11 protein-coding genes and 1 tRNA gene are annotated in these 19,274 nt (G+C 69.0%); 10 read left to right on the forward strand and 2 right to left on the reverse strand.

Annotated elements, in window-relative coordinates:
• The first annotated feature begins 73 nt into the window (after window positions 1–73).
• From ACAM26_RS10940 to ACAM26_RS10970, 7 genes are all read left to right on the forward strand, one after another.
• On the forward strand, window positions 74–3,052 hold the full coding sequence (locus tag ACAM26_RS10940) for a salicylate synthase (protein WP_369613647.1): 2,979 nt from the start codon (window positions 74–76) through the stop codon (window positions 3,050–3,052).
• A complete protein-coding gene (locus ACAM26_RS10945) occupies window positions 3,049–9,561 on the forward strand; it encodes an amino acid adenylation domain-containing protein (protein ID WP_369613648.1) in 6,513 nt (2,170 codons plus the stop codon). Before ACAM26_RS10940 ends, ACAM26_RS10945 begins: the two co-directional genes overlap by 4 nt.
• Before the next feature lie 334 nt (window positions 9,562–9,895).
• Window positions 9,896–12,013, forward strand: coding sequence for a TonB-dependent receptor (locus ACAM26_RS10950; RefSeq protein WP_123140921.1), 2,118 nt, complete (start codon window positions 9,896–9,898; stop codon window positions 12,011–12,013).
• Between the two features lie 13 nt (window positions 12,014–12,026).
• On the forward strand, window positions 12,027–13,307 hold the full coding sequence (locus ACAM26_RS10955) for an MFS transporter (protein ID WP_369613649.1): 1,281 nt from the start codon (window positions 12,027–12,029) through the stop codon (window positions 13,305–13,307).
• Window positions 13,297–14,082, forward strand: a complete 786-nt coding sequence (locus tag ACAM26_RS10960; protein ID WP_369613650.1) for a thioesterase II family protein — start codon at window positions 13,297–13,299, stop codon at window positions 14,080–14,082. The genes ACAM26_RS10955 and ACAM26_RS10960 overlap by 11 nt, the downstream gene beginning before the upstream one ends.
• Before the next feature lie 14 nt (window positions 14,083–14,096).
• A complete protein-coding gene (locus ACAM26_RS10965) occupies window positions 14,097–14,417 on the forward strand; it encodes a hypothetical protein (RefSeq protein ID WP_369613651.1) in 321 nt (106 codons plus the stop codon).
• Window positions 14,418–14,439: 22 nt separating this feature from the next.
• Window positions 14,440–15,441 carry a hypothetical protein gene (locus tag ACAM26_RS10970; RefSeq protein WP_369613652.1) on the forward strand — a complete coding sequence of 334 codons (1,002 nt, stop codon included), beginning with the start codon at window positions 14,440–14,442 and terminating at the stop codon, window positions 15,439–15,441.
• 47 nt (window positions 15,442–15,488) lie between these two features.
• Here the strand turns inward: ACAM26_RS10970 and ACAM26_RS10975 are convergent, their stop codons facing one another.
• Window positions 15,489–16,199, reverse strand: coding sequence for an IS1 family transposase (locus tag ACAM26_RS10975; protein WP_369613787.1), 711 nt, complete (start codon window positions 16,197–16,199; stop codon window positions 15,489–15,491).
• Window positions 16,200–16,346: 147 nt separating this feature from the next.
• On the opposite strand from ACAM26_RS10975, the gene ACAM26_RS10980 reads away from it, so the two are divergent.
• On the forward strand, window positions 16,347–17,687 hold the full coding sequence (locus tag ACAM26_RS10980; protein ID WP_369613653.1) for a pentapeptide repeat-containing protein: 1,341 nt from the start codon (window positions 16,347–16,349) through the stop codon (window positions 17,685–17,687).
• Window positions 17,688–17,953: 266 nt separating this feature from the next.
• On the opposite strand, the gene ACAM26_RS10985 is transcribed toward ACAM26_RS10980, so the two are convergent.
• Window positions 17,954–18,043: transfer RNA gene (locus tag ACAM26_RS10985), tRNA-Ser, on the reverse strand.
• 294 nt (window positions 18,044–18,337) lie between these two features.
• Between ACAM26_RS10985 and ACAM26_RS10990 the strand changes: the two genes are divergently transcribed.
• Window positions 18,338–19,009 carry a Bax inhibitor-1/YccA family protein gene (locus tag ACAM26_RS10990; RefSeq protein ID WP_062275071.1) on the forward strand — a complete coding sequence of 224 codons (672 nt, stop codon included), beginning with the start codon at window positions 18,338–18,340 and terminating at the stop codon, window positions 19,007–19,009.
• Window positions 19,010–19,081: 72 nt separating this feature from the next.
• Window positions 19,082–19,267, forward strand: a complete 186-nt coding sequence (locus tag ACAM26_RS10995; RefSeq protein WP_005224143.1) for a hypothetical protein — start codon at window positions 19,082–19,084, stop codon at window positions 19,265–19,267.
• The last annotated feature ends 7 nt before the right edge of the window (window positions 19,268–19,274 follow it).

The raw sequence follows: 19,274 nt of genomic DNA on the forward strand, positions 1-19,274 counted from the left end.
GCCTTCAGCCATCCGTCCCTGCACGGTGCAGATGGCGCATCGTTCTCTCGCCCGACAACCCCGGAGACCCTCCATGGACCACACCCTCGCGTTCTGGCCGCCCGAGACGGCGCAAAGCTATCGGGACAAAGGCTACTGGGAACCGCTGACCCTGGGCGAGCAACTGCGCCGCTGGGCCGTGACCCAGGGCGAGCGCACCGCGCTGATCGCCGGCGACGCGCGCCTGAGCTACGCCGCGCTCGACGCCCGTGTCGACCGTCTCGCCGCGGCGCTGCACGGGCGCGGCATCGCGCTCGGCGACCGGGTGCTGGTACAGCTGCCCAACGACCTGCCGCTGGTGCTCACCACCCTGGCGCTGCTGCGCCTCGGCGCGGTGCCGATCATGGTGATGACCGCGCTGCGCGAGCGCGAGCTGGCCGCGCTCGGCGCGCTGGCCGAGCCGGTCGCCTGCGTCGTCCCGGACCGCTTCCACGGCTTCGATCATCGCGCCCTGGCCGAGCGCATCCAGGCCGGGCTGCCGAGCCTGCAGGAGATCGTCGTGGTCGGCGAGGCCGGGCCGCACACCGCCTTCGCCGCGCTCGACGCCGAGCCCCTCGACCTGCCCCGGCCCGACCCCGAGTCGATCGCGCTGCTGCTGCTCTCCGGCGGCACCACCGACGTGCCCAAGCTGATCCCGCGCACCCATGTCGACTACGCCTACAACGCCCGGCGCGCCGCCGAGATCAGCGGGCTCGACGCCGACAGCGTCTATCTCGCCGCGCTGCCGGTGGCCCACAACTTCCCGCTCGCCAGCCCCGGCATCCTCGGCACCTTCTGCACCGGCGGCCGGGTGGTGCTCGCCCGCACCCCGGGCTTCGACGAGACCTTCCCGCTGATCGCCCGCGAGCGCGTCACCCACACCGCGCTGGTCCCGGCGCTGGTGCCGCTGTGGCTGCAGGCGCGCGAGTGGGACGACACCGATCTGTCGAGCCTCCAGGTGCTCCAGGTCGGCGGCGCCCGGCTCGAGCCCGAGACCGCCGCGCGCATCCGTCCCGAACTCGGCTGCACGCTGCAACAGGTCTTCGGCATGGCCGAGGGGCTGCTCTGCTTCACCGGGCTCGACGATCCCGACAGCATCGTGCTGCACACCCAGGGGCGACCGATGTGCGCCGACGACGATGTCCGCATCGTCGACGCGAATGGTCACGAGGTCGCCCCCGGCGAGGCCGGCGAGCTGCTGGTGCGCGGCCCCTATACCATCCGTGGCTACTATCGCGCCGAGGCCCACAACCGCATCGCCTTCACCAGCGATGGCTATTACCGCTCCGGCGACAAGGTGCGACGCACCGCCGAGGGCGCGCTCGTCGTCGAGGGACGGATCAAGGACCAGATCAACCGCGCCGGGGAGAAGATCGCCGCCGCCGAGATCGAGGCCCTGCTCGTCGAGCACCCGGCGATCCGCGAGGCGGCGCTGGTGGCGCTGCCCGATCCACGACTCGGCGAGAGCGCCTGCGCCTGCGTGCTCGGCGACGACCCGACACTCGATCTCGCCGCGCTCCACCGCTTTCTCGCCGCGCGCGATCTGCCCCGTCACAAGTGGCCCGACCGTCTGGAGCACCTCGACGGCTGGCCGCTGACGGCGATCGGCAAGATCGACAAACAGGCGCTGCGCACGCGCTTGCAACCGGCGACCGAGCGCCCCGCGCCGCGCGCCTATCTCGAGCACCGGCTGCGCATCGTCGGCGAGCCGCTGCAACTGGCCACGCGTCTCGCCCAGGCCGGGCTCGACGACACCCTGACGCTCTACGAGCGCGACGGCGAGTGGTCGCTGGGCATCGGCGTCGCCGCACGCCTCGACCTCAACCTCGAACGGGTGCGTATCCGCTACGACGAGGAGACGCGGAGCTGGCCGCTCGAGGACTTCCCCAGCGCGGTCGAGGCGGCGCTCGCGGCACTGCCCTTCAGCGGCTGGCGCGCCTACGGCATGGCCCGCTTCGAGCTTGCGCGACGCTTCCACGGCCTGCCCGACGCGGACACTCGCACCGAGCTGCTGCAACTGGTGGTGCCCGCGCGCGAGATCCGGCTGCGCGAGGGCGAGGCCTTGCTGCGCGGGCTCTCGCAGCAGGACCTCGACGCCCTCGCCGAGACCCTCGGACGGCTCGACAGCGACCGACCCGAGACCCCCGACCTGCCGGTGCGCGCGGTCCAGGCCCCGGTCGCCCACGAGCACGGCGAGGCCTATCAGCAGATGGTCGCCGCGGCGGTGGCCGAGATCCAGGACGGCCAGTACCAGAAGGTGATCCTGTCGCGCCGGGTCGGCATCCCCGAGCCGATCGACCCGATCACCAGCTATCTCGCCGGGCGACGCAACAACACCCCGGCGCGCTCCTTCCTGTTGCTGTGGCCGGGCTTCCGCGCCGCCGGATTCAGCCCGGAGACGGTGCTCGAGGTCTCGGCCGAGGGCTGGGTGAGCACCCAGCCGCTGGCCGGTACCCGCGCGCTCGGCGAGACTCCGGAGGAGGAGTCGGCGCTGCGCGCCGAGCTGCTCACCGATCTCAAGGAGGTCGCCGAGCACGCCATCTCGGTCAAGCTCTCGTTCGAGGAGCTGGAGGCGGTCTGCGACCCGCGGACCATCCAGGTCTCGGAGCTGATGTCGGTGGCGCGACGCGGCTCGGTACAGCACCTCGGCTCGCGCGCCGGCGGTCGGCTCGCCCCCGGCGCCAACCCCTGGCACGCCTTCCAGTCGCTGTTCCCGGCGGTCACCGCCTCGGGCATCCCCAAGCGCGAGGCGATCGACGCCATCGGCCGTCACGAGACACAGCCACGCGGGCTCTACAGCGGCTCGGTGCTCACCGTCGACAGCGACGGCACCCTCGACGCGGCGCTGGTGCTGCGCGCCTTCTACGAGCAGGGCGGTCGGCAGTGGTTGCAGGCCGGCGCCGGGCTGATCGCACTCTCCACCCCGCAGCGCGAGCTGCAGGAGACCCGCGAGAAGCTCGCCGGGGTCTGCGCCACCCTGTTCGCCCCGGCGCTGGCCGCCAACGACCAGCCCGAGGAGGCCCGCGCGTCATGAGTACCTGCGCCGCCATCGCCCCCGAGACGGTGCGCGAGCAGGTCTGCGCGCTGCTGCCGCTGCCCGCCGCCGAGGTCGCCGCCGAGGACAACCTGATCGCGCTCGGGCTCGACTCGCTGCACGTGATGCGGCTGGTCAGCCAGTGGCGTCGCGCCGGCGCCGAGATCGGCTTTGCCGAGCTGATCGAGCGCCCCACGCTCGCCGCCTGGCAGGGGCTGCTCGGCGCCGCGCCGGCGCCGACAGCGCCGGCGCCGACAGCGCCCCGGCACGACCCCGCCGCGCCCTTCGCGCTGACCGACGTCCAGCACGCCTACTGGATCGGTCGGCAGGACGGCCAGCCGCTCGGCGGGGTCGGCTGTCACGCCTATCTCGAACTCGATGGCGACGCGCTCGACCCGGCGCGGCTCGACGCCGCCTGGCGCGCCCTGCTCGCCCATCACCCGATGCTGCGCGCGCGCTTCGACGACCAGGGACGCCAGCGGATCGCGGCGCAGAGCGGCTGCGCGCCGCTCGCCGTCCACGACCTGCGCACGCTCGACCCGGCGAGCCGCGCGCAACGCCTGGAGACGATCCGCGAGGCGCTCTCGCACCGCCGTCTCGCCGTCGAGCGCGGCGAGGTCGCGGGGCTTGCGCTGAGCCTGTTGCCCGAGGGTCGCGGTCGGGTCCATCTCGACCTCGACCTGCTGGTGGCCGATGTCGAGAGCCTGCGCATCCTGCTGCGCGATCTGGCCAGGCTCTACGCCGCGGACGCGCCCCCGGCGGCGCCCGCCGGGTGGAGCTTCGCGGACTATCTGGCGGCGGTCGAGACGCGCGCCGCGCCGCGCCTTGAGGCCGATCGTGACTACTGGCGGGCACGCGCCGCGACCCTCCCCGCCGGTCCGCAACTCCCGCTGCGCCAGGCCCCGGAGACGATCGACCGACCCCGCTTCCGCCGCCGCCGGCACTGGCTCGATGTCGCCGACTGGCGACGCCTCGGCGAGCGCGCCCAGGCCCGCGGCCTGACCCCGGCGCTGGTGCTCGCCACCGCCTATGCCGAGGTGCTCGCACGCTGGAGCACCGAGCCCAGGCTCTCGCTCAACCTGCCGCTGTTCGACCGCCACGACGACCTCCCCGGCGCGGCCGAGGCGGTGGCCGACTTCACCAGCCTGCTGCTGCTCGAGGTCGACTGCGCCACGCCGCGCGACTTCGCCGCGCGCGCCGCGACGGTCCAGCGCCAGTTCCATGCCGACATGGCCCACGCCGGCTATTGCGGCGTGCGGGTGCAGCGCGACCTCGCCCACCTGCGTGGCGGCGATGGTTTCGCCGCCCCGGTGGTGTTCGCCTGCAACCTCGGCGCGCCGCTGCTCGACGACGACACCCGCGCGACCCTCGGCGCGTTCGAGTACATGATCTCGCAGACCCCGCAGGTGTGGCTCGACCATCAGGTCTACGAACAGGACGGCGCCCTGCTGCTCGCCTGGGACGCGGTCGAGGCGCTGTTCCCCGAGGGCATGATCGACGCCATGTTCGCGGCCTACACCGAGCTGCTCACGCGTCTGGCGCGCGACGAACGGGCCTGGTCCGAGCCGGCGATGCTGCCGCTCCCCGAGGCGCAGCGTCGGGTCCGCAGCGAGGTCAACGCCACCGCGCTGGCGCTCCCCCCGCGTCTGCTCCACGCCGGACTCTTCGCCACCGCACGCCGCGAGCCCGCGCGCCCGGCGCTGGTCGACGGCGAGCGGGTGATCGACCACGGCGAACTCGCCGCCGCGGCGCTGCGCATCGCCGGCTGGCTGCGCGCCGCCGGACTCGCCCCGGGCGAGGCGGTGGCGGTGTCGCTGCCGCGCGGCGCGGCCCAGGTCGCGGCGGTGTTCGGGGTGCTCGCCGCCGGGGGCTGTTATGTCCCGATCGGGGTCGAGCAGCCGTCGGCGCGACGCGCACGCATCCTCGAGCGCGCCGGGGTCGGGCTGGTGCTCGATGCCGAGACGATCGCGCAGGCCCGGGCCCACGCGCCGTTGCCCGCGCCGATCGCGGTGGCGCCGAGCAGCCCGGCCTATGTGATCTTCACCTCCGGCTCGACCGGCGAGCCCAAGGGGGTGGAGGTCACCCATCTGGCCGCGGCCAACACCATCGATGCGATCAACCAGCGCTACGGCGTCGGGCCGGAGGATCGGGTGCTGGCGGTCTCGGCGCTCGACTTCGATCTCTCGGTCTACGACCTCTTCGGCCCCTCGCAGGTCGGCGGCGCGCTGGTCTGCGTGCCGGAGACGGCGCGGCGCGATGCCGCCGTCTGGCGCGCGCTGATCGCGCGCCACCGGGTGACGCTGTGGAACTCGGTGCCGGTGCTGCTGGAGATGCTGTTGAGCCTCGCCGGGACGGACGAGCACCCGCTCGGGCTGCGCCTGGCGCTGGTCTCGGGCGACTGGATCGCCCGCGACCTGCCGGCGCGGCTCGACGCCGCCACCGACGGCGGTTGCCGCATGGTGGCGATGGGCGGGGCGACGGAGGCGGCGATCTGGTCGAACGCTTTCGAGCCCGCGCCCGAGCCGCTCCCGGGCTGGAACTCGATCCCCTATGGCCGACCGCTGCCCAATCAGTGCTATCGCGTGGTCGACGCCCAGGGACGCGACTGCCCCGACTGGGTCCCCGGCGAGCTGTGGATCGGCGGGGCGGGACTGGCCAGCGGCTATCGCGGCGATGCCGAGCGCACCGCCGAGTGCTTCGTCACCCGCGCCGGGGCGCGCTGGTATCGCACCGGCGACATCGGCCGCTATCACCCCGACGGGCTCCTGGAGTTCCTCGGTCGCGCCGATCACCAGGTCAAGGTGCGCGGGCACCGTATCGAGCTCGGCGAGATCGAGACCGCGCTCACCGCCGCGCCCGCCGTCACCGAGGCCTGCGCCCTCACCCTCGGGCAGCCGCCCCGTCTCGGCGCGGCGGTGGTGCTCGCCCCCGGCGTACAGCCCGAGCAGGCCCTCGCGGCGCTGCGCGAGAGCCTCGCCCAGCGCCTGCCCGAGTACATGATCCCGACCTCGATCCTGCCGCTCGAACGGCTCGATCTCAGCGCCAACGGCAAGGTCGATCGCCGCGCGATCGCCGCCCGGCTCGACGCGCTCGACGCCGCAGGCGCGCGCACCCCGCCCCGGGGGCCGCTCGAACAGGCCCTCGCCGCGATCTGGGCCGAGGTCCTCGGGCGCGAGGACATCCACCGCGAGGACGACTTCTTCCTCCTCGGCGGCGACAGCCTCTCGGCCACCCGGGTGGTGGCGCAGCTCGAACCCCGGGGCATCGCCATCGAGCAGCCGCTGCGCCATCTCTTCGCCCACCCGCGGCTGGCGGACTTCGCCGCCGCGGCCAAGCAGGTCGAACAGATCGCCGCCCGTGCCCTGGTGGCCGATCGCGCGGCGCGTCACGCGCCCTTCCCGCTCACCGAGATCCAGCGCGCCTACTGGCGCGGTCGCACCCAGGGTCTGGCGCTGAGCACCGGCACCCGGTACCTGATCGTGCTCGACGGCGCCGGGGTCGACCTGGAGCGGCTGGAGGCGGCCTGGAACCTGTTGATCGAGCGTCACGAGATGCTGCGCGCCACGGTCGAGGCCGACGGCGAGCAGCGCATCCTGCCCTCGGTGCCGCGCGTGACGATCACCGTCGATCATCTCGACGAGGCCGGTCCGGCGACCGCCCAGGCGGTGCTCGACGCGGTCTGGGACGCCGCCCCCTCGCCGACCGTGCAACGCTGGCCGGGACACTGGCTGCACGCGGTGCGCTACGGCGAGCGGACGCGGATCGGGTTGTGCATCGACTACCTGCTGGTCGACGGCTTCAGCGTCAAGCTGCTGCTCGCCGAACTCGCCCGGCTCTATGCCGACCTCGACACCGAACTGCCGCCGATCGGGGTCTCGTTCCGCGACTATGTGCTCGGGGTCCGTCCCGCGCCCGAGGCCGAGGCGCGCGCCGAGACCTATTGGCGCGCGCGCCTCGACGATCTGCCGCCGGCCCCGGCGCTGCCCCTGGCGCGCGCGCCCGAGTCGCTGGAGCGGGTCGCGTTCGGCCGTCGCGAGGCGCGGCTCGAACCGGCCGTCTGGGCGCGGCTGGAGTCCGGCGCGCGTGCGATCGGCGTGACCCCGTCGGTACTGCTGCTCACCGTCTATGCCGAGGTGCTCTCGCGCTGGAGCGGCGGCGGGTCGCACACCCTCAATCTGACCCTGTTCGATCGCCAGCGCGTCCACCCCGACATCGACGCCGTGGTCGGCGACTTCACCAGTCTCGCGGCGCTGCCCTACCGGCCCGAGGCGGCGAGCGATCTGGCCACCCGGGCGCGGGCGGTGCGCGAGACCCTGGTCGAGGTGCTGGAGCACCGCGCGCGCTCCTCGATCTGGCTGCAGCGCGAGCGCACCGCCCGGCTCGGGCCGGACGGCGCGGCGCTGCCGGTGGTCTTCACCAGCACCCTGGGGCTGCCCGAGCGCCACGGTGTCGCACCGCCCCGCGACTTCCCGGCGCTGGTCGGCGGCGGGCGCTCGGAGACCCCGCAGGTGTGGCTCGACCACCAGCTCTACGAGCAGGACGGCGCCCTGGTGTTGCAGTGGGACGCGGTCGAGGCGCTGTTCCCCGAGGGGATGCTCGATGCCATGTTCGCGACCTATACCGCGACGCTCGCGCGGCTGGCCGAGGACCCGACGGGCTGGTCGCGCCCGCTCGTGCTCGACCTGCCCGAGCCGCAGCGGCGGATGCGCGAGGAGGTCGGCGCCACCGCGCAGGACATCGCCCCGCGCCTGCTCCATGCCGGGCTCTTCGCCACCGCGCACCGCGACCCCGGGCGCCCGGCGCTGTTCGACGGCGAGCGGGTGATCGACCACGGCGAACTCGCCGCCGCGGCGCTGCGCATCGCCGGCTGGCTGCGCGCCGCCGGGCTCGCCCCGGGCGAGGCGGTGGCGGTGTCGCTGCCGCGCGGCGCGGCCCAGGTCGCGGCGGTGTTCGGGGTGCTCGCCGCCGGGGGGTGCTATGTCCCGATCGGGGTCGAGCAGCCGTCGGCGCGACGCGCGCGCATCCTCGAGCGCGCCGGGGTCGGGCTGGTGCTCGATGCCGAGACGATCGCGCAGGCCCAAGCCCATGCGCCGCTGCCCGCGCCGGTCGCGGTGGCGCCGAGCGGTCCGGCCTATGTGATCTTCACCTCCGGCTCGACCGGCGAGCCCAAGGGGGTGGAGGTCACCCATCTGGCCGCGGCCAACACCATCGATGCGATCAACCAGCGCTACGGCGTCGGGCCGGAGGATCGGGTGCTGGCGGTCTCGGCGCTCGACTTCGATCTCTCGGTCTACGACCTCTTCGGCCCCTCGCAGGTCGGCGGCGCGCTGGTCTGCGTGCCGGAGACGGCGCGGCGCGATGCCGCCGTCTGGCGCGCGCTGATCGCGCGCCACCGGGTGACGCTGTGGAACTCGGTGCCGGTGCTGCTGGAGATGCTGTTGAGCCTCGCCGGGACGGACGAGCACCCGCTCGGGCTGCGCCTGGCGCTGGTCTCGGGCGACTGGATCGCCCGCGACCTGCCGGCGCGGCTCGACGCCGCCACCGACGGCGGTTGCCGCATGGTGGCGATGGGCGGGGCGACGGAGGCGGCGATCTGGTCGAACGCCTTCGAGCCCGCGCCCGAGCCGCTCCCGGGCTGGAACTCGATCCCCTATGGCCGACCGCTGCCCAATCAGTGCTATCGCGTGGTCGACGCCCAGGGGCGCGACTGCCCCGACTGGGTCCCCGGCGAGCTGTGGATCGGCGGGGCGGGACTGGCCAGCGGCTATCGCGGCGATGCCGAGCGCACCGCCGAGCGCTTCGTCACCCGCGCCGGGGCGCGCTGGTATCGCACCGGCGACATCGGCCGCTATCACCCCGACGGGCTCCTGGAGTTCCTCGGGCGCGCCGATCAGCAGGTCAAGGTGCGCGGGCACCGTATCGAGCTCGGCGAGATCGAGACCGCGCTCACCGCCGCGCCCGACGTCACCGAGGCCTGCGCCCTCACCCTCGGGCAGCCGCCCCGTCTCGGCGCGGCGGTGGTGCTCGCCCCCGGCGTGCAGCCCGAGCAGGCCCTCGCGGTACTGCGCGAGACCCTCGCCCAGCGCCTGCCCGAGTACATGATCCCGACCTCGATCCTGCCGCTCGAACGGCTCGATCTCAGCGCCAACGGCAAGGTCGATCGCCGCGCGATCGCCGCCCGGCTCGACGCGCTCGACGCCGCAGGCGCCCGCACCCCGCCCCAGGGGCCGCTCGAACAGGCCCTCGCCGCGATCTGGGCCGAGGTCCTCGGGCGCGCCGACATCCATCGCGAGGACGACTTCTTCCTCCTCGGCGGCGACAGCCTCGGCGCCACCCGCACCGTCGAGCGGCTCAGGCGCGAGGGCGTCACCCACACCCTGGTGCCGCTGCGGCTGCTGTTCGGCGCCTCCACCCTGGCGGCGTTCGCCGAGCGGATCGCCGAGTTCGGCGCCGTCTCGCCCGGCGACCCGGGGACGGAGCAGACGGTCTTCGAGGAGGGCGCGCTGTGAGACCACGCGGCACGCCAGGCGCCACACCGGACGATCCCGGCTGAGCCCGCCTCGCCCTCATGCACACCCGACCTTCCAGCCAGCCGATGACAGCCATCCCGCGGCTGTCGGCCAGCCACGCCCCGCGCCGCGCACCGCGGCGGGGGCGCTGCGCGATGCCGATGCGCCCAGCGCCGCGATGGAACGGCACAGGCACACCAGGCAACCGTCTCCCGCCAGCCGAGCGGCGGGCGACGACATCACGGAGCGACCCGCGCCCGTGTTCACCCGAGGCCCGCAAGGCCCATGCATCGCTAAGGAAAGAAGCACGCAGATGAACAAGAGAGAGCATTCCATGACGCCCCCACAGCAGATCCAGCCATTGATCCTGGCGCTGGTCGTCGGCGCGAGCGGACTGACCACCCTGCCCGTGGCCACGCACGCGGCGGGTGCGGAGACCGGGGAGGCCTCGGTCTCGCTGTCGACCATCACCGTCACCGCCCGACGCGGCGAGGAGCAGGCCAAGGAGATCCCCTTCGGGCTCAGCGTGCTCGGCGGCGAGCAGCTCGAGGAGCAGCGTCTCGACAACCTCGAGGAGGTGCTGGCGACGGTGCCCGGCGTCGACATCAGCGGCGACGGCGGTCCCAACAACTCCAACGTGCGCATCCGTGGCGTCGGCTCGCTCTACCAGCTCAACATGGACGACAACTCGGTGGTGCTGAACGTCGACGGGGTGTCGATGTCCACGCGCAACCTCGCGCTCGGCATGCTCGACATCGAGCGCATCGAGGTGCTCAAGGGGCCGCAGGGCACCCTGTTCGGACGCAACAGCGAGGCCGGCGCGATCAATGTCACCACGCGCAAGCCGACACGCTATTTCGAGGGCCATGTGCGCGGCGAGGTCGGTGAGCTCGGACGCAAGATGGGCGAAGCGGTGTTCAGCGGCCCGATCTCCGAGCAGGTGAGCGCCCGCGTGGCCTATCGCAACACCACCTCGGATCTCTGGGTGGAGAACAGCCGCGACGGCGAGCCGCTGATGCGCCCGCACGAGCAGACCCTGCGCGGCACCCTGCTGTGGGAGATCGGCGCGGGCACCGAGGCGACGCTGGTGGCCGAGCGCTACTCGATCGAGCACCAGGCCAACCTGATCGTCGCCCAACCCTATGGCGATCAGCCGGCCAACGACCTCACCCCGGGGCTGTTCGACGACAACGAGCGCAAGACCGAGCGCTACTCGCTGGAGATCAACCACGACCTCGCCGGCAGCCGGCTGAGTCTCATCACCTCGCTGGTCTCGACCGATATTGTCAAGTGGAAGGCCTATGACCGCACCATCACCGAGCAGGTCTTCGGTTTCCCCGGCGAGGTCGCCTTCCTCGACACCTCGGAGCAGGACGAGACCAGCCAGGAGCTGCGCTGGTCGTCGCTGCCCGATGCCCCGGTGTTCTGGGTGACCGGCCTGCACCTGTCGCAGTCCGACCGCACCTTCGACACCCTCGACACCATGACCGGCAACTTCTATGCGCGCGACTTCAGCAGCCAGAGCGCGGCGCTGTTCGGCGAGCTGACCTATCCGCTCGGCGATGCGCTGAAGCTCACCGGCGGCGTGCGTCACTCCTGGGACGAGAAGGACTACGAGGCGAGCTATCGGCGCGGCGCCACGGTGACCCGCGACGAGCGCGACCTCAGCGACGACTACACCACCGGGCGACTGGCGCTGAGCTATGCCCTCAGCGAGGAGACCAACCTCTACGGCCTGCTCGCCCGCGGCCACAAGTCCGGCGGCTTCAACGACTATGCCTCCAGCATCGAGGGCAGCACGCCCTACGACTCGGCGAGCGTCAACACCCTCGAACTCGGCTTCAAGCACGAATCGCTCGACGGGCGCTTCACCCTCAACGGCGCGCTCTTCTTCAACCGGGTGAAGGACGACCACCTGCTCGGCTACGACGCCCACACCTTCGCCGCCACCGCGATCAACGCCGACACCGAGAGCAAGGGCGCCGAGCTGGAGGGGCGCTATGCCTTCGACAACGGGCTCTCGCTCGCCGCCGCGCTCAGCTATACCGACGCCCAGATCACCAGCGACGCGGTCGGCGTCTCCGGCGGCGACGTCGACGACGGCAACCGCGTCCCCGAGGTGCCGCGCTGGGGCGCGAGCCTGAGCCTCGGCCACGTCAAACCGCTGCCGGCCGTCGGCGGGCTCGGTCCGCTCACCCTCAACACCCAGCTCAGCTATCGCTTCGTCGGCGAGCGCCCCGGCGACCCGCAGAACACCTTCGACCTCGACGCCTACCAGAAGCTCGACCTGCGCGTCGGCCTCGCCGCCGGCAACGCCGAGCTCTATCTGTGGGCCGACAACCTGCTCGACGAGGACTACGACCTCTACGCCTACCAGTACACCCCGACCCTGCGGATCGGCGCGCCGGCGCGCGGGCGTACCGTCGGACTCGGCGTCAATTACTTCTTCTGAGACCTGATCCGTGATGAATGATCCAACCCGGACCAAGACCCCGAGGTCCACCTGGTGGCTGCTCGCCAGCCTCTACACCACCCAGTACCTCGGGCTCGGCTTCTTCGTCATCGCCCTGGCCGCGCTGCTGCGCGAGCAGGGCGCGCCGCTCGACCAGATCAGCCTGGTCTATATGCTCGGGCTGCTGTGGGCGCTCAAGTTCCTCTGGGCGCCGCTGGTCGACCGCATCGGCGTGCGCCGCTGGGGGCACTATCGCGGCTGGCTGATGCTGATGCAGGCGGGGATGATGGCCTGCTTCCTGCTGATCGGCGCCTACGACCTGATCGACGACTTCTCCACCATCTATCTGCTCTGCGTGGTGGTCGCCCTGCTCTCGGCGACCCAGGACATCGCCGCCGACGGGCTCGCCTGCCGGCTGATCCCGGCCGAGGAGCGCGGCACCGGCAACGGCATCCAGGTCGCCGGCGGACTGCTCGGCAACATGCTCGGCGGCGGCGTGGTGCTGATGGCCTATCCCTATCTGGGGTGGGTCGGCAGCATGGTGGTGCTCGCGCTCGCCACCGGGGTGGCGCTGGTGCAGTTGCTCGTCTTCCGCGAGCCGCGCTGGCCGGTGGCGACGACCGCGCGGCCCCGGCTGCTGCCGCGCATCGGTGCCCTGCTGCGCGCCCGCCCCGGGCGCTACTGGCTGGCGATGCTGCTGCTCTACCCGCTCGGCTACAACCTGATGTTCATCCCGCTGACCCCGATCCTGGTCGATCTCGGCTGGTCGGTCGAGCGCATCGGCTTCACCGTCAACGTCTTCGGCTCGGTGGTCGGCATCATCGGCGCGCTGGCCGCGGGCTGGGTGTTCAACCGCGTGGCGCGACGCAACGCGCTGACCGGCGCGGCGCTGCTGCAGATCATCGGGGTGGGCGCCGTCGCACTGCCGCTGCTGGGGATGACCGACACCCTCACGGTGATGCTCGCCATCGGCGCCTTCTTCCTCTTCTGCAATCCGGCCACCACGGTGCTGGCGGCGGTGATGATGGACCACGCCTCGCACGACGCCCCGGCCACCGACTACAGCCTGCAGTTCAGCCTGAGCATGGGCTTTGCGATGGTCGCGGCGACGGTGAGCACCTCGCTGGCCGAGCAGCTCGGCTATCTCTCGGTGATCTGGACCGCACTGGCGGTGGCCGTCGTCGCCCTGCTGCTGGCGCTGCCCTACCGCTTCCAGCGGGTCTTTCCCGAGGGTGAGTCGACGGAGGACGCACCCGCGCTGGACCCCGCCGTGGTGACGGGCGATGCGCGCTGAACCCTCGCGCCACCTCGCCCCGGCCGCCGCCACGGCGGCGGCCGGGCGCTGGATCCGCCGCCCGCAACCGCACCCGGCGGCGCGGCTGCGGCTGTTCTGCCTGCCGCACGCCGGCGGCACCCCGGCGCTGTTCAAGCACTGGCCGCCGCTGCTGCCCGACTGGATCGAGCCGCTGATGGTCTGTCTGCCGGGGCGCGAGAACCGGCTCGACGAGCCGCTGCCCGAGGACATCCCCACCCTGGTCGGGCAGCTTGCCGGTGCCGTGCGCCCCTGGCTCGATCGTCCCTGGGCGCTGTTCGGCCACAGCATGGGCGGGGCGCTCGCCCACGAACTGACCCAGACGCTCATCGACCAGGGACTGCGCGCGCCCGAGCAGCTGGTGATCTCGGCGCGCGAGCCGCCGCAGTGCCACCACGGCGGCGACCTCCACCGGCACGACGACGACACCCTGTGCGCGGCGCTCACCGCGCTCGGCGGCACCCCGCCCGAGCTGCTCGCGCTACCCGAGATCCGCGCCATCGTGCTGCCGGCGGTGCGCCAGGACTACCGCCTGATCGAGACCTACCGCCCCGACCCCGAGCGCCCGCCGCTACCCTGCCCGCTCACCGTCTTCCGCGGCCGCGACGACCCCGACCTCGACGCCGAGGAGGCCGACGCCTGGTCGCGCTGGACCGACGCCGGGTTCCGCGTCGAGACCTTCCCCGGCGGACACTTCTATCTCAGCGACGCGCCGGGCCCGGTGGTCGCCCGGTTGAGCGCATTGCTCGCCCAGTAGCCCCGCAGGTCGGGTTGCCCGTCGCGCAGCGGTCACCGGGAGGCGATGGCGATCGGGGCGGGCAACCCGACATCCATGCCTGGAGACGGCGCGCGGCGGTGATGGGCACGCTGCGCGTTGCCCATCCGACCGGCGCGATCGGTGGGGCCGTCGGCCACGACATCGACGAATCGGCTTCTTGGACGGCTTGCCCGACATCGGCGCAAGGGATGAAAAACCGCCTCGGTGTCCCGAGGGCGCTTGATGCCGATCACCAGACGTCGGCGCAGATATCGGGTGACGTGGCGTCGGGCGATGACGGAGCGATGGGGCTTCCCTACAATGGGGACACCTGATGTGTAACCGGGATGGTGGCGGATGTCCAGGCGGTGGGATGGCAAGGAGAACCTCTGGGCGCTGGAGGAGCAGGACGTCCTCGCGAAGCTTGCGCTGTTACGGGCCTCCGCCGACGATGCGGCGCGACACGTCCGCAACCTCTATGTCACCTTCCTGCTGTTCAGTTTCTATATCGCGGTCATCGTCTTCTCCACGGACGACGAACAACTGCTGCGCGAGACCGGCGCCACCCTGCCGCTGCTCGACATCGAGTTGCCGTTGCTGGGGTTCTATAGTTTTATCCCCTGGCTGGTGCTCTTCTTCCACGCTCACCTGCTGCTGCAGTTCTTCCAACTCTCGCGCAAGCTTTTCAATCTCGACGCCCTGTTGCTGAAGCTTCCCGAGGCGGAAGAACGCACCTATCGAGAGCTACCCTTTCCGCTCGTCTTCAGCTATGCGCTCATCGGCCGACACCACCCGGGCCTGATCCGCTTGATGCTGCGAGTCGTGGTCAAAGTGACCATGATTCTCTTGCCGATCCTGCTGCTGGCCGCCATTCAATGGCAGTTTCTGCCCTATCACAGTTTCTGGATCACCCTCGACCATCAGCTCGTCATAACCCTGGATCTGCTGCTCATCGCGCTGCTCTGGCCGCGCCTGAGTTCGCGCTCTGGCCGCTGGCGAATTCGCTGGCCGACATCCAGATGGTTGCCGAGAAAGATCGGGAGGCTGATTCGTCCGAACCGGAGATGGCAGCGCAGGGGCGCGAGAGTACCTCCAGCCTTGGCACTAATCTTTTTATCCGTTATATGGGGGCTAATGGCTCCACCGGGAGGTGGAATCGAATGGATGATCGGTGAAAACCAACCGTGGATAAACTGGCTCTTTCAACGCAACCTGAATTTACGTGAGCGCGTATTAATGGGAAAGACCCCACCCGCCGAGGTGCTATACGCGGCCCATATCGACACGGATGAAGAGCGCGCCGAGATATGGAAAGACGTCGGTCAAGCACTGGACTTGCGACATCGGGTAGTGCCCTGACCGATAGGGTTTTGAATCTCTCGATGTGTTTGGCTTCCCACAATGAATCACACGCACATCTTGGCGTTGTAGTGATGAATGAAGTTCCAGAGTGCACCAAGATGGTTTTCCTGGTTCTTCGAGAACGCGAGCGACTTTCTCACCAAGCGGGAGATACGCTGCCGGAGTGTACCGTTAAACCGTTCGATATGGTTGGTTTCCCCTTGTGACTTCGCACTGGGATAATGTCGGTGTGCCGGGATGATCCGCGCATAGGCGCTCCAAAAATCTGTGTAGACGGGAGCGGAAGTCTGATATTGCGCTGGGATGGAATCCCACAGAGCCTGTGCGGAGCGCTCCGTACGATCGCCAACATGGACCCCGACGATACGCCGGGGCAGGCGATCCATAGCGAGCCAGATCCATTGTTTGTTCAGGCGTTTTCCGACAAAGGACCACAGTTCGTCGCACTCCAGGATTACTCCGTAGGATGTGGTGTTTTTTTTTAGCGCGACCTGACGAGGAACCTTCTTGTACTTCTCGTTCACGTAGTTCTGCAGCCAAGCCTCGGAGACCTTCACCGCACGGGCAATTCCGGCCAGGGAGATTTTTTCCAGCAGCAACCGATCGATCAGTTCGCGGGTTTCCTGAGAAACCTGCCCCTTGGCAGGATGGATAACGAACTGGCGACCGCAATCTTGACACTTGTATAACTGCTTTTTCAGCCGGTTGAATCCATTTTTGGTCACATGGTTGGAGTGACACTGCGGACATGTCAGATACATTTTCTTCAACCTTAAAGAAATGGATTCTGATCTTATCGAAACCTATCGGTCAGGGCACTACCCAATCTTGACACTTGTATAACTGCTTTTTCAGCCGGTTGAATCCATTTTTGGTCACATGGTTGGAGTGACACTGCGGACATGTCAGATACATTTTCTTCAACCTTAAAGAAATGGATTCTGATCTTATCGAAACCTATCGGTCAGGGCACTACCCGACATCGCGATTTGCGGTATGCGGATTTCTGGAGAGCGACGCTTTGGGATGTCGACCTCAGGGCGGCGCAACTGCAGGGGGCCGACCTCAGAGAGGCGCAACTGCAGGGGGCCAATCTCAGGAGTGCGCAACTGCAGGGGGCATATCTCAGCTGGGCGCAACTGCAGGGGGCCGATCTCATAGAGGCGCAACTGCAGGGGACCTATCTCTGGGGGGCGCAACTGCAGGGGGCCGATCTCAGGAGTGCGCAACTGCAGGAGGCCTATCTCTGGGGGGCGCAACTGCAGGGGGCCAATCTCAAAGAGGCGCAACTGCAGGGGGCCGATCTCTGGGGGGCGCAACTGCAGGGGGCCGATCTCTGGGGGGCGCAACTGCAGGGGGCCGATCTCAGCTGGGCGCAACTGCAGGGGGCATATCTCAGATGGGCGCAACTACAAGGGGCCGATCTCATAGGGGCACAACTACAGGGGGCATATCTCAGATGGGCGCAACTGCAGGGGGCCGAACTCAGGGGGGCGCAACTACAGGGGGCCAATCTCAAAGAGGCGCAACTGCAGGGGGCCGATCTCAAAGAGGCGCAACTGCAGGGGGCCGAACTCATAGAGGCGCAACTGCAGGGGGCTGATCTCGGGGAGGCGCAACTGCAGGGGGCTGATCTCGGGGAGGCGCAACTACAAGGGAGCAGTTTGCAAGGCGCGACATTTTATTCAACAGATTTCGAGAATACCAACCTAACACTTTCCTACCTCAAATCAGTAAAATTTCTTCCTATCATCCCCAAAAAGACGAGCCTAATCTCAACGGACTTTTTAGCCGAGCGCAGGATTTTCTTGCAAGCCATAAGACTTAGTGACACCATGGAATGGACGAGCGTCAATTCCATTGAAAAAACAGAATACGATCTTGAAATTTATTCTGATTTTATTTCTAAAGAAGCGAAAGAAAGAATTTCCACAAGCATCGAAACTTTCTGGTCGATTGCCTTCGATCTGCCGTTGACGCCAACGGTGATTTCACCGGAGCAAGCCCCACAGGCAATCTATGACCAATGCGGCCTCTTCGCCAATTGGCCTGACCCGCCTAGTGAGGAAGAATTCCTGCAGGAACAAGCGGGCTATCTCGCCAACCTTGCCTGTTCTGACCAATACATTGCGGCACGCATGATTGAAAGAGCTGAAGCCAATCCGATATTGGCTGAGGCGATTCAAAGAAGGGCGAGTGAAGAAGACTGCCCAATCCTCAACGAGGCGTTGACAGCCCCGTAGGTTGGGTTGCCCATCGCTCACCGGTCATCGAGGCAGCGATGGCGGTCGCGACGGGCAAACAAACGAGCCCGATCGACGCCAGAAGACGATCGAGGTCATCGTCAAGCGACGGCTCAGCCGTTGGGTTGCCAAGGATGGCCAACCCAACCGACCGGCTTCATGCGCCCGCTGGTTATACCGGCCCCAAAATGAAAAAACCCGCCGAGAGGCGGGTTTCCAGAATCAAGCGAACCGTGAGCAGATGGGCTGCAAGCGCTTGATTGATATGGCGGAGGGACAGGGATTCGAACCCTGGAAGGGCGTTAACCCTTGCTGGTTTTCAAGACCAGTGCATTCAACCGCTCTGCCATCCCTCCAATAACTTTTTCCGCCGTGACGGGCCGCGTTCAAGACCGTCGCTTGCGACCGCTCAGCTACCTTTCCGGGGCAGGCGCGGGACGACCTGTGGGGACGGCTTGAGTTGGCGCCGGTCGTCCGCATCTGGCGGGGATGGAAGGATACCGCAACTCGGGCGTTTTCCCAAGTCCGGTCGGGCTTGCGCGGGGCGGCGGGTCAGGTATCCTTCTGGAACTTGAGAGATCGCAATCAGTCTCACCCAGCGATCAACTCGGTTTCCCAACCTGTTCGACCATAAGGAGTGAATGCACGACATGGCCAACAACAACTTTTCCTTCGTTCAGAGTGCCCCGTCGGCCGTCTCGGCCAACAAGGTGCTCAAGAACACCTACCTGCTGCTGGCCGCGACCCTCGGTTTCAGCGCGCTGACGGCGATGCTGTCGATCGCGCTGGCGATGCCCTCCTGGACCTACCTGGCCTCGGTGATCGTGGCCATGGTGCTGGGGATGTTCGTGCTGCCGCGCACCGCCAACTCCTCGGCCGGCATCGGCGTGATCTTCCTGATCACCGGCCTGATGGGCTTCGGTCTGGGCTCGATCCTGAGCATGTATCTGGCGCTGCCCAACGGCCCGCAGACCGTGGGTCTGGCCTTCGGTGGCACCGCCGCGATCTTCCTCGGGCTGTCGGGTTACGCGCTCAGCAGCAAGCGTGACTTCAGCTTCATGGGCGGGTTCATCTTCGCCGGCATGATGGTGGTGATGATCGCGGTGATCGCGAACCTGTTCCTGCAGATGCCGGCGCTGTCGCTGGCGATCTCCTCGGCCATCATCCTGCTGATGAGCGGCTTCATCCTGTTCGATACCAGCCGGATCGCGCGGGGTGAGGAGACCAACTACATCATGGCCACCTACGGCATCTATCTGAGCATCTTCAACATCTTCATCAGCCTGTTGCAGATCCTCGGCATCATGGGCGGCGACGAGTAATCACCCTGCTCGCCCCGCAACAGCCCCGGCCCCGCGCCGGGGCTTTTGTTTGTCTCGCCGGAGGTCTCCACCATGGAACTGTTCCTGAAGATCATGGCCGCAGCCCTGCTCGGGCTGATGCTGTTCTATCTCTGGCCGGTCTACAAGCGCTGGCAGGAGCACGGCCCCAAGGCCGAGAAGGGTGACTGGGCGGCGGCGATCGTGCCGCTCGGCGCAGTCGCGGCGCTGGTGATCGTGCTGATCATGGCGGTGCGCTGAGGCGCGC

This window comes from Marichromatium sp. PS1 (assembly GCF_041155115.1).
Taxonomy (GTDB): Bacteria; Pseudomonadota; Gammaproteobacteria; order Chromatiales; family Chromatiaceae; genus Marichromatium; species Marichromatium gracile.

Bases quoted from the DNA above. Each gene is read 5' to 3' on its own strand.
- ACAM26_RS10940 (WP_369613647.1), top strand. From the start codon at position 74: ATGGACCACACCCTCGCGTTCTGGCCGCCCGAGACGGCGCAAAGCTAT.
- ACAM26_RS10970 (WP_369613652.1), top strand. From the start codon at position 14,440: ATGTCCAGGCGGTGGGATGGCAAGGAGAACCTCTGGGCGCTGGAGGAG.
- ACAM26_RS10960 (WP_369613650.1), top strand. From the start codon at position 13,297: ATGCGCGCTGAACCCTCGCGCCACCTCGCCCCGGCCGCCGCCACGGCG.
- ACAM26_RS10980 (WP_369613653.1), top strand. From the start codon at position 16,347: ATGTCAGATACATTTTCTTCAACCTTAAAGAAATGGATTCTGATCTTA.
- ACAM26_RS10950 (WP_123140921.1), top strand. From the start codon at position 9,896: ATGACGCCCCCACAGCAGATCCAGCCATTGATCCTGGCGCTGGTCGTC.
- ACAM26_RS10995 (WP_005224143.1), top strand. From the start codon at position 19,082: ATGGAACTGTTCCTGAAGATCATGGCCGCAGCCCTGCTCGGGCTGATG.
- ACAM26_RS10945 (WP_369613648.1), top strand. From the start codon at position 3,049: ATGAGTACCTGCGCCGCCATCGCCCCCGAGACGGTGCGCGAGCAGGTC.
- ACAM26_RS10955 (WP_369613649.1), top strand. From the start codon at position 12,027: ATGAATGATCCAACCCGGACCAAGACCCCGAGGTCCACCTGGTGGCTG.
- ACAM26_RS10990 (WP_062275071.1), top strand. From the start codon at position 18,338: ATGGCCAACAACAACTTTTCCTTCGTTCAGAGTGCCCCGTCGGCCGTC.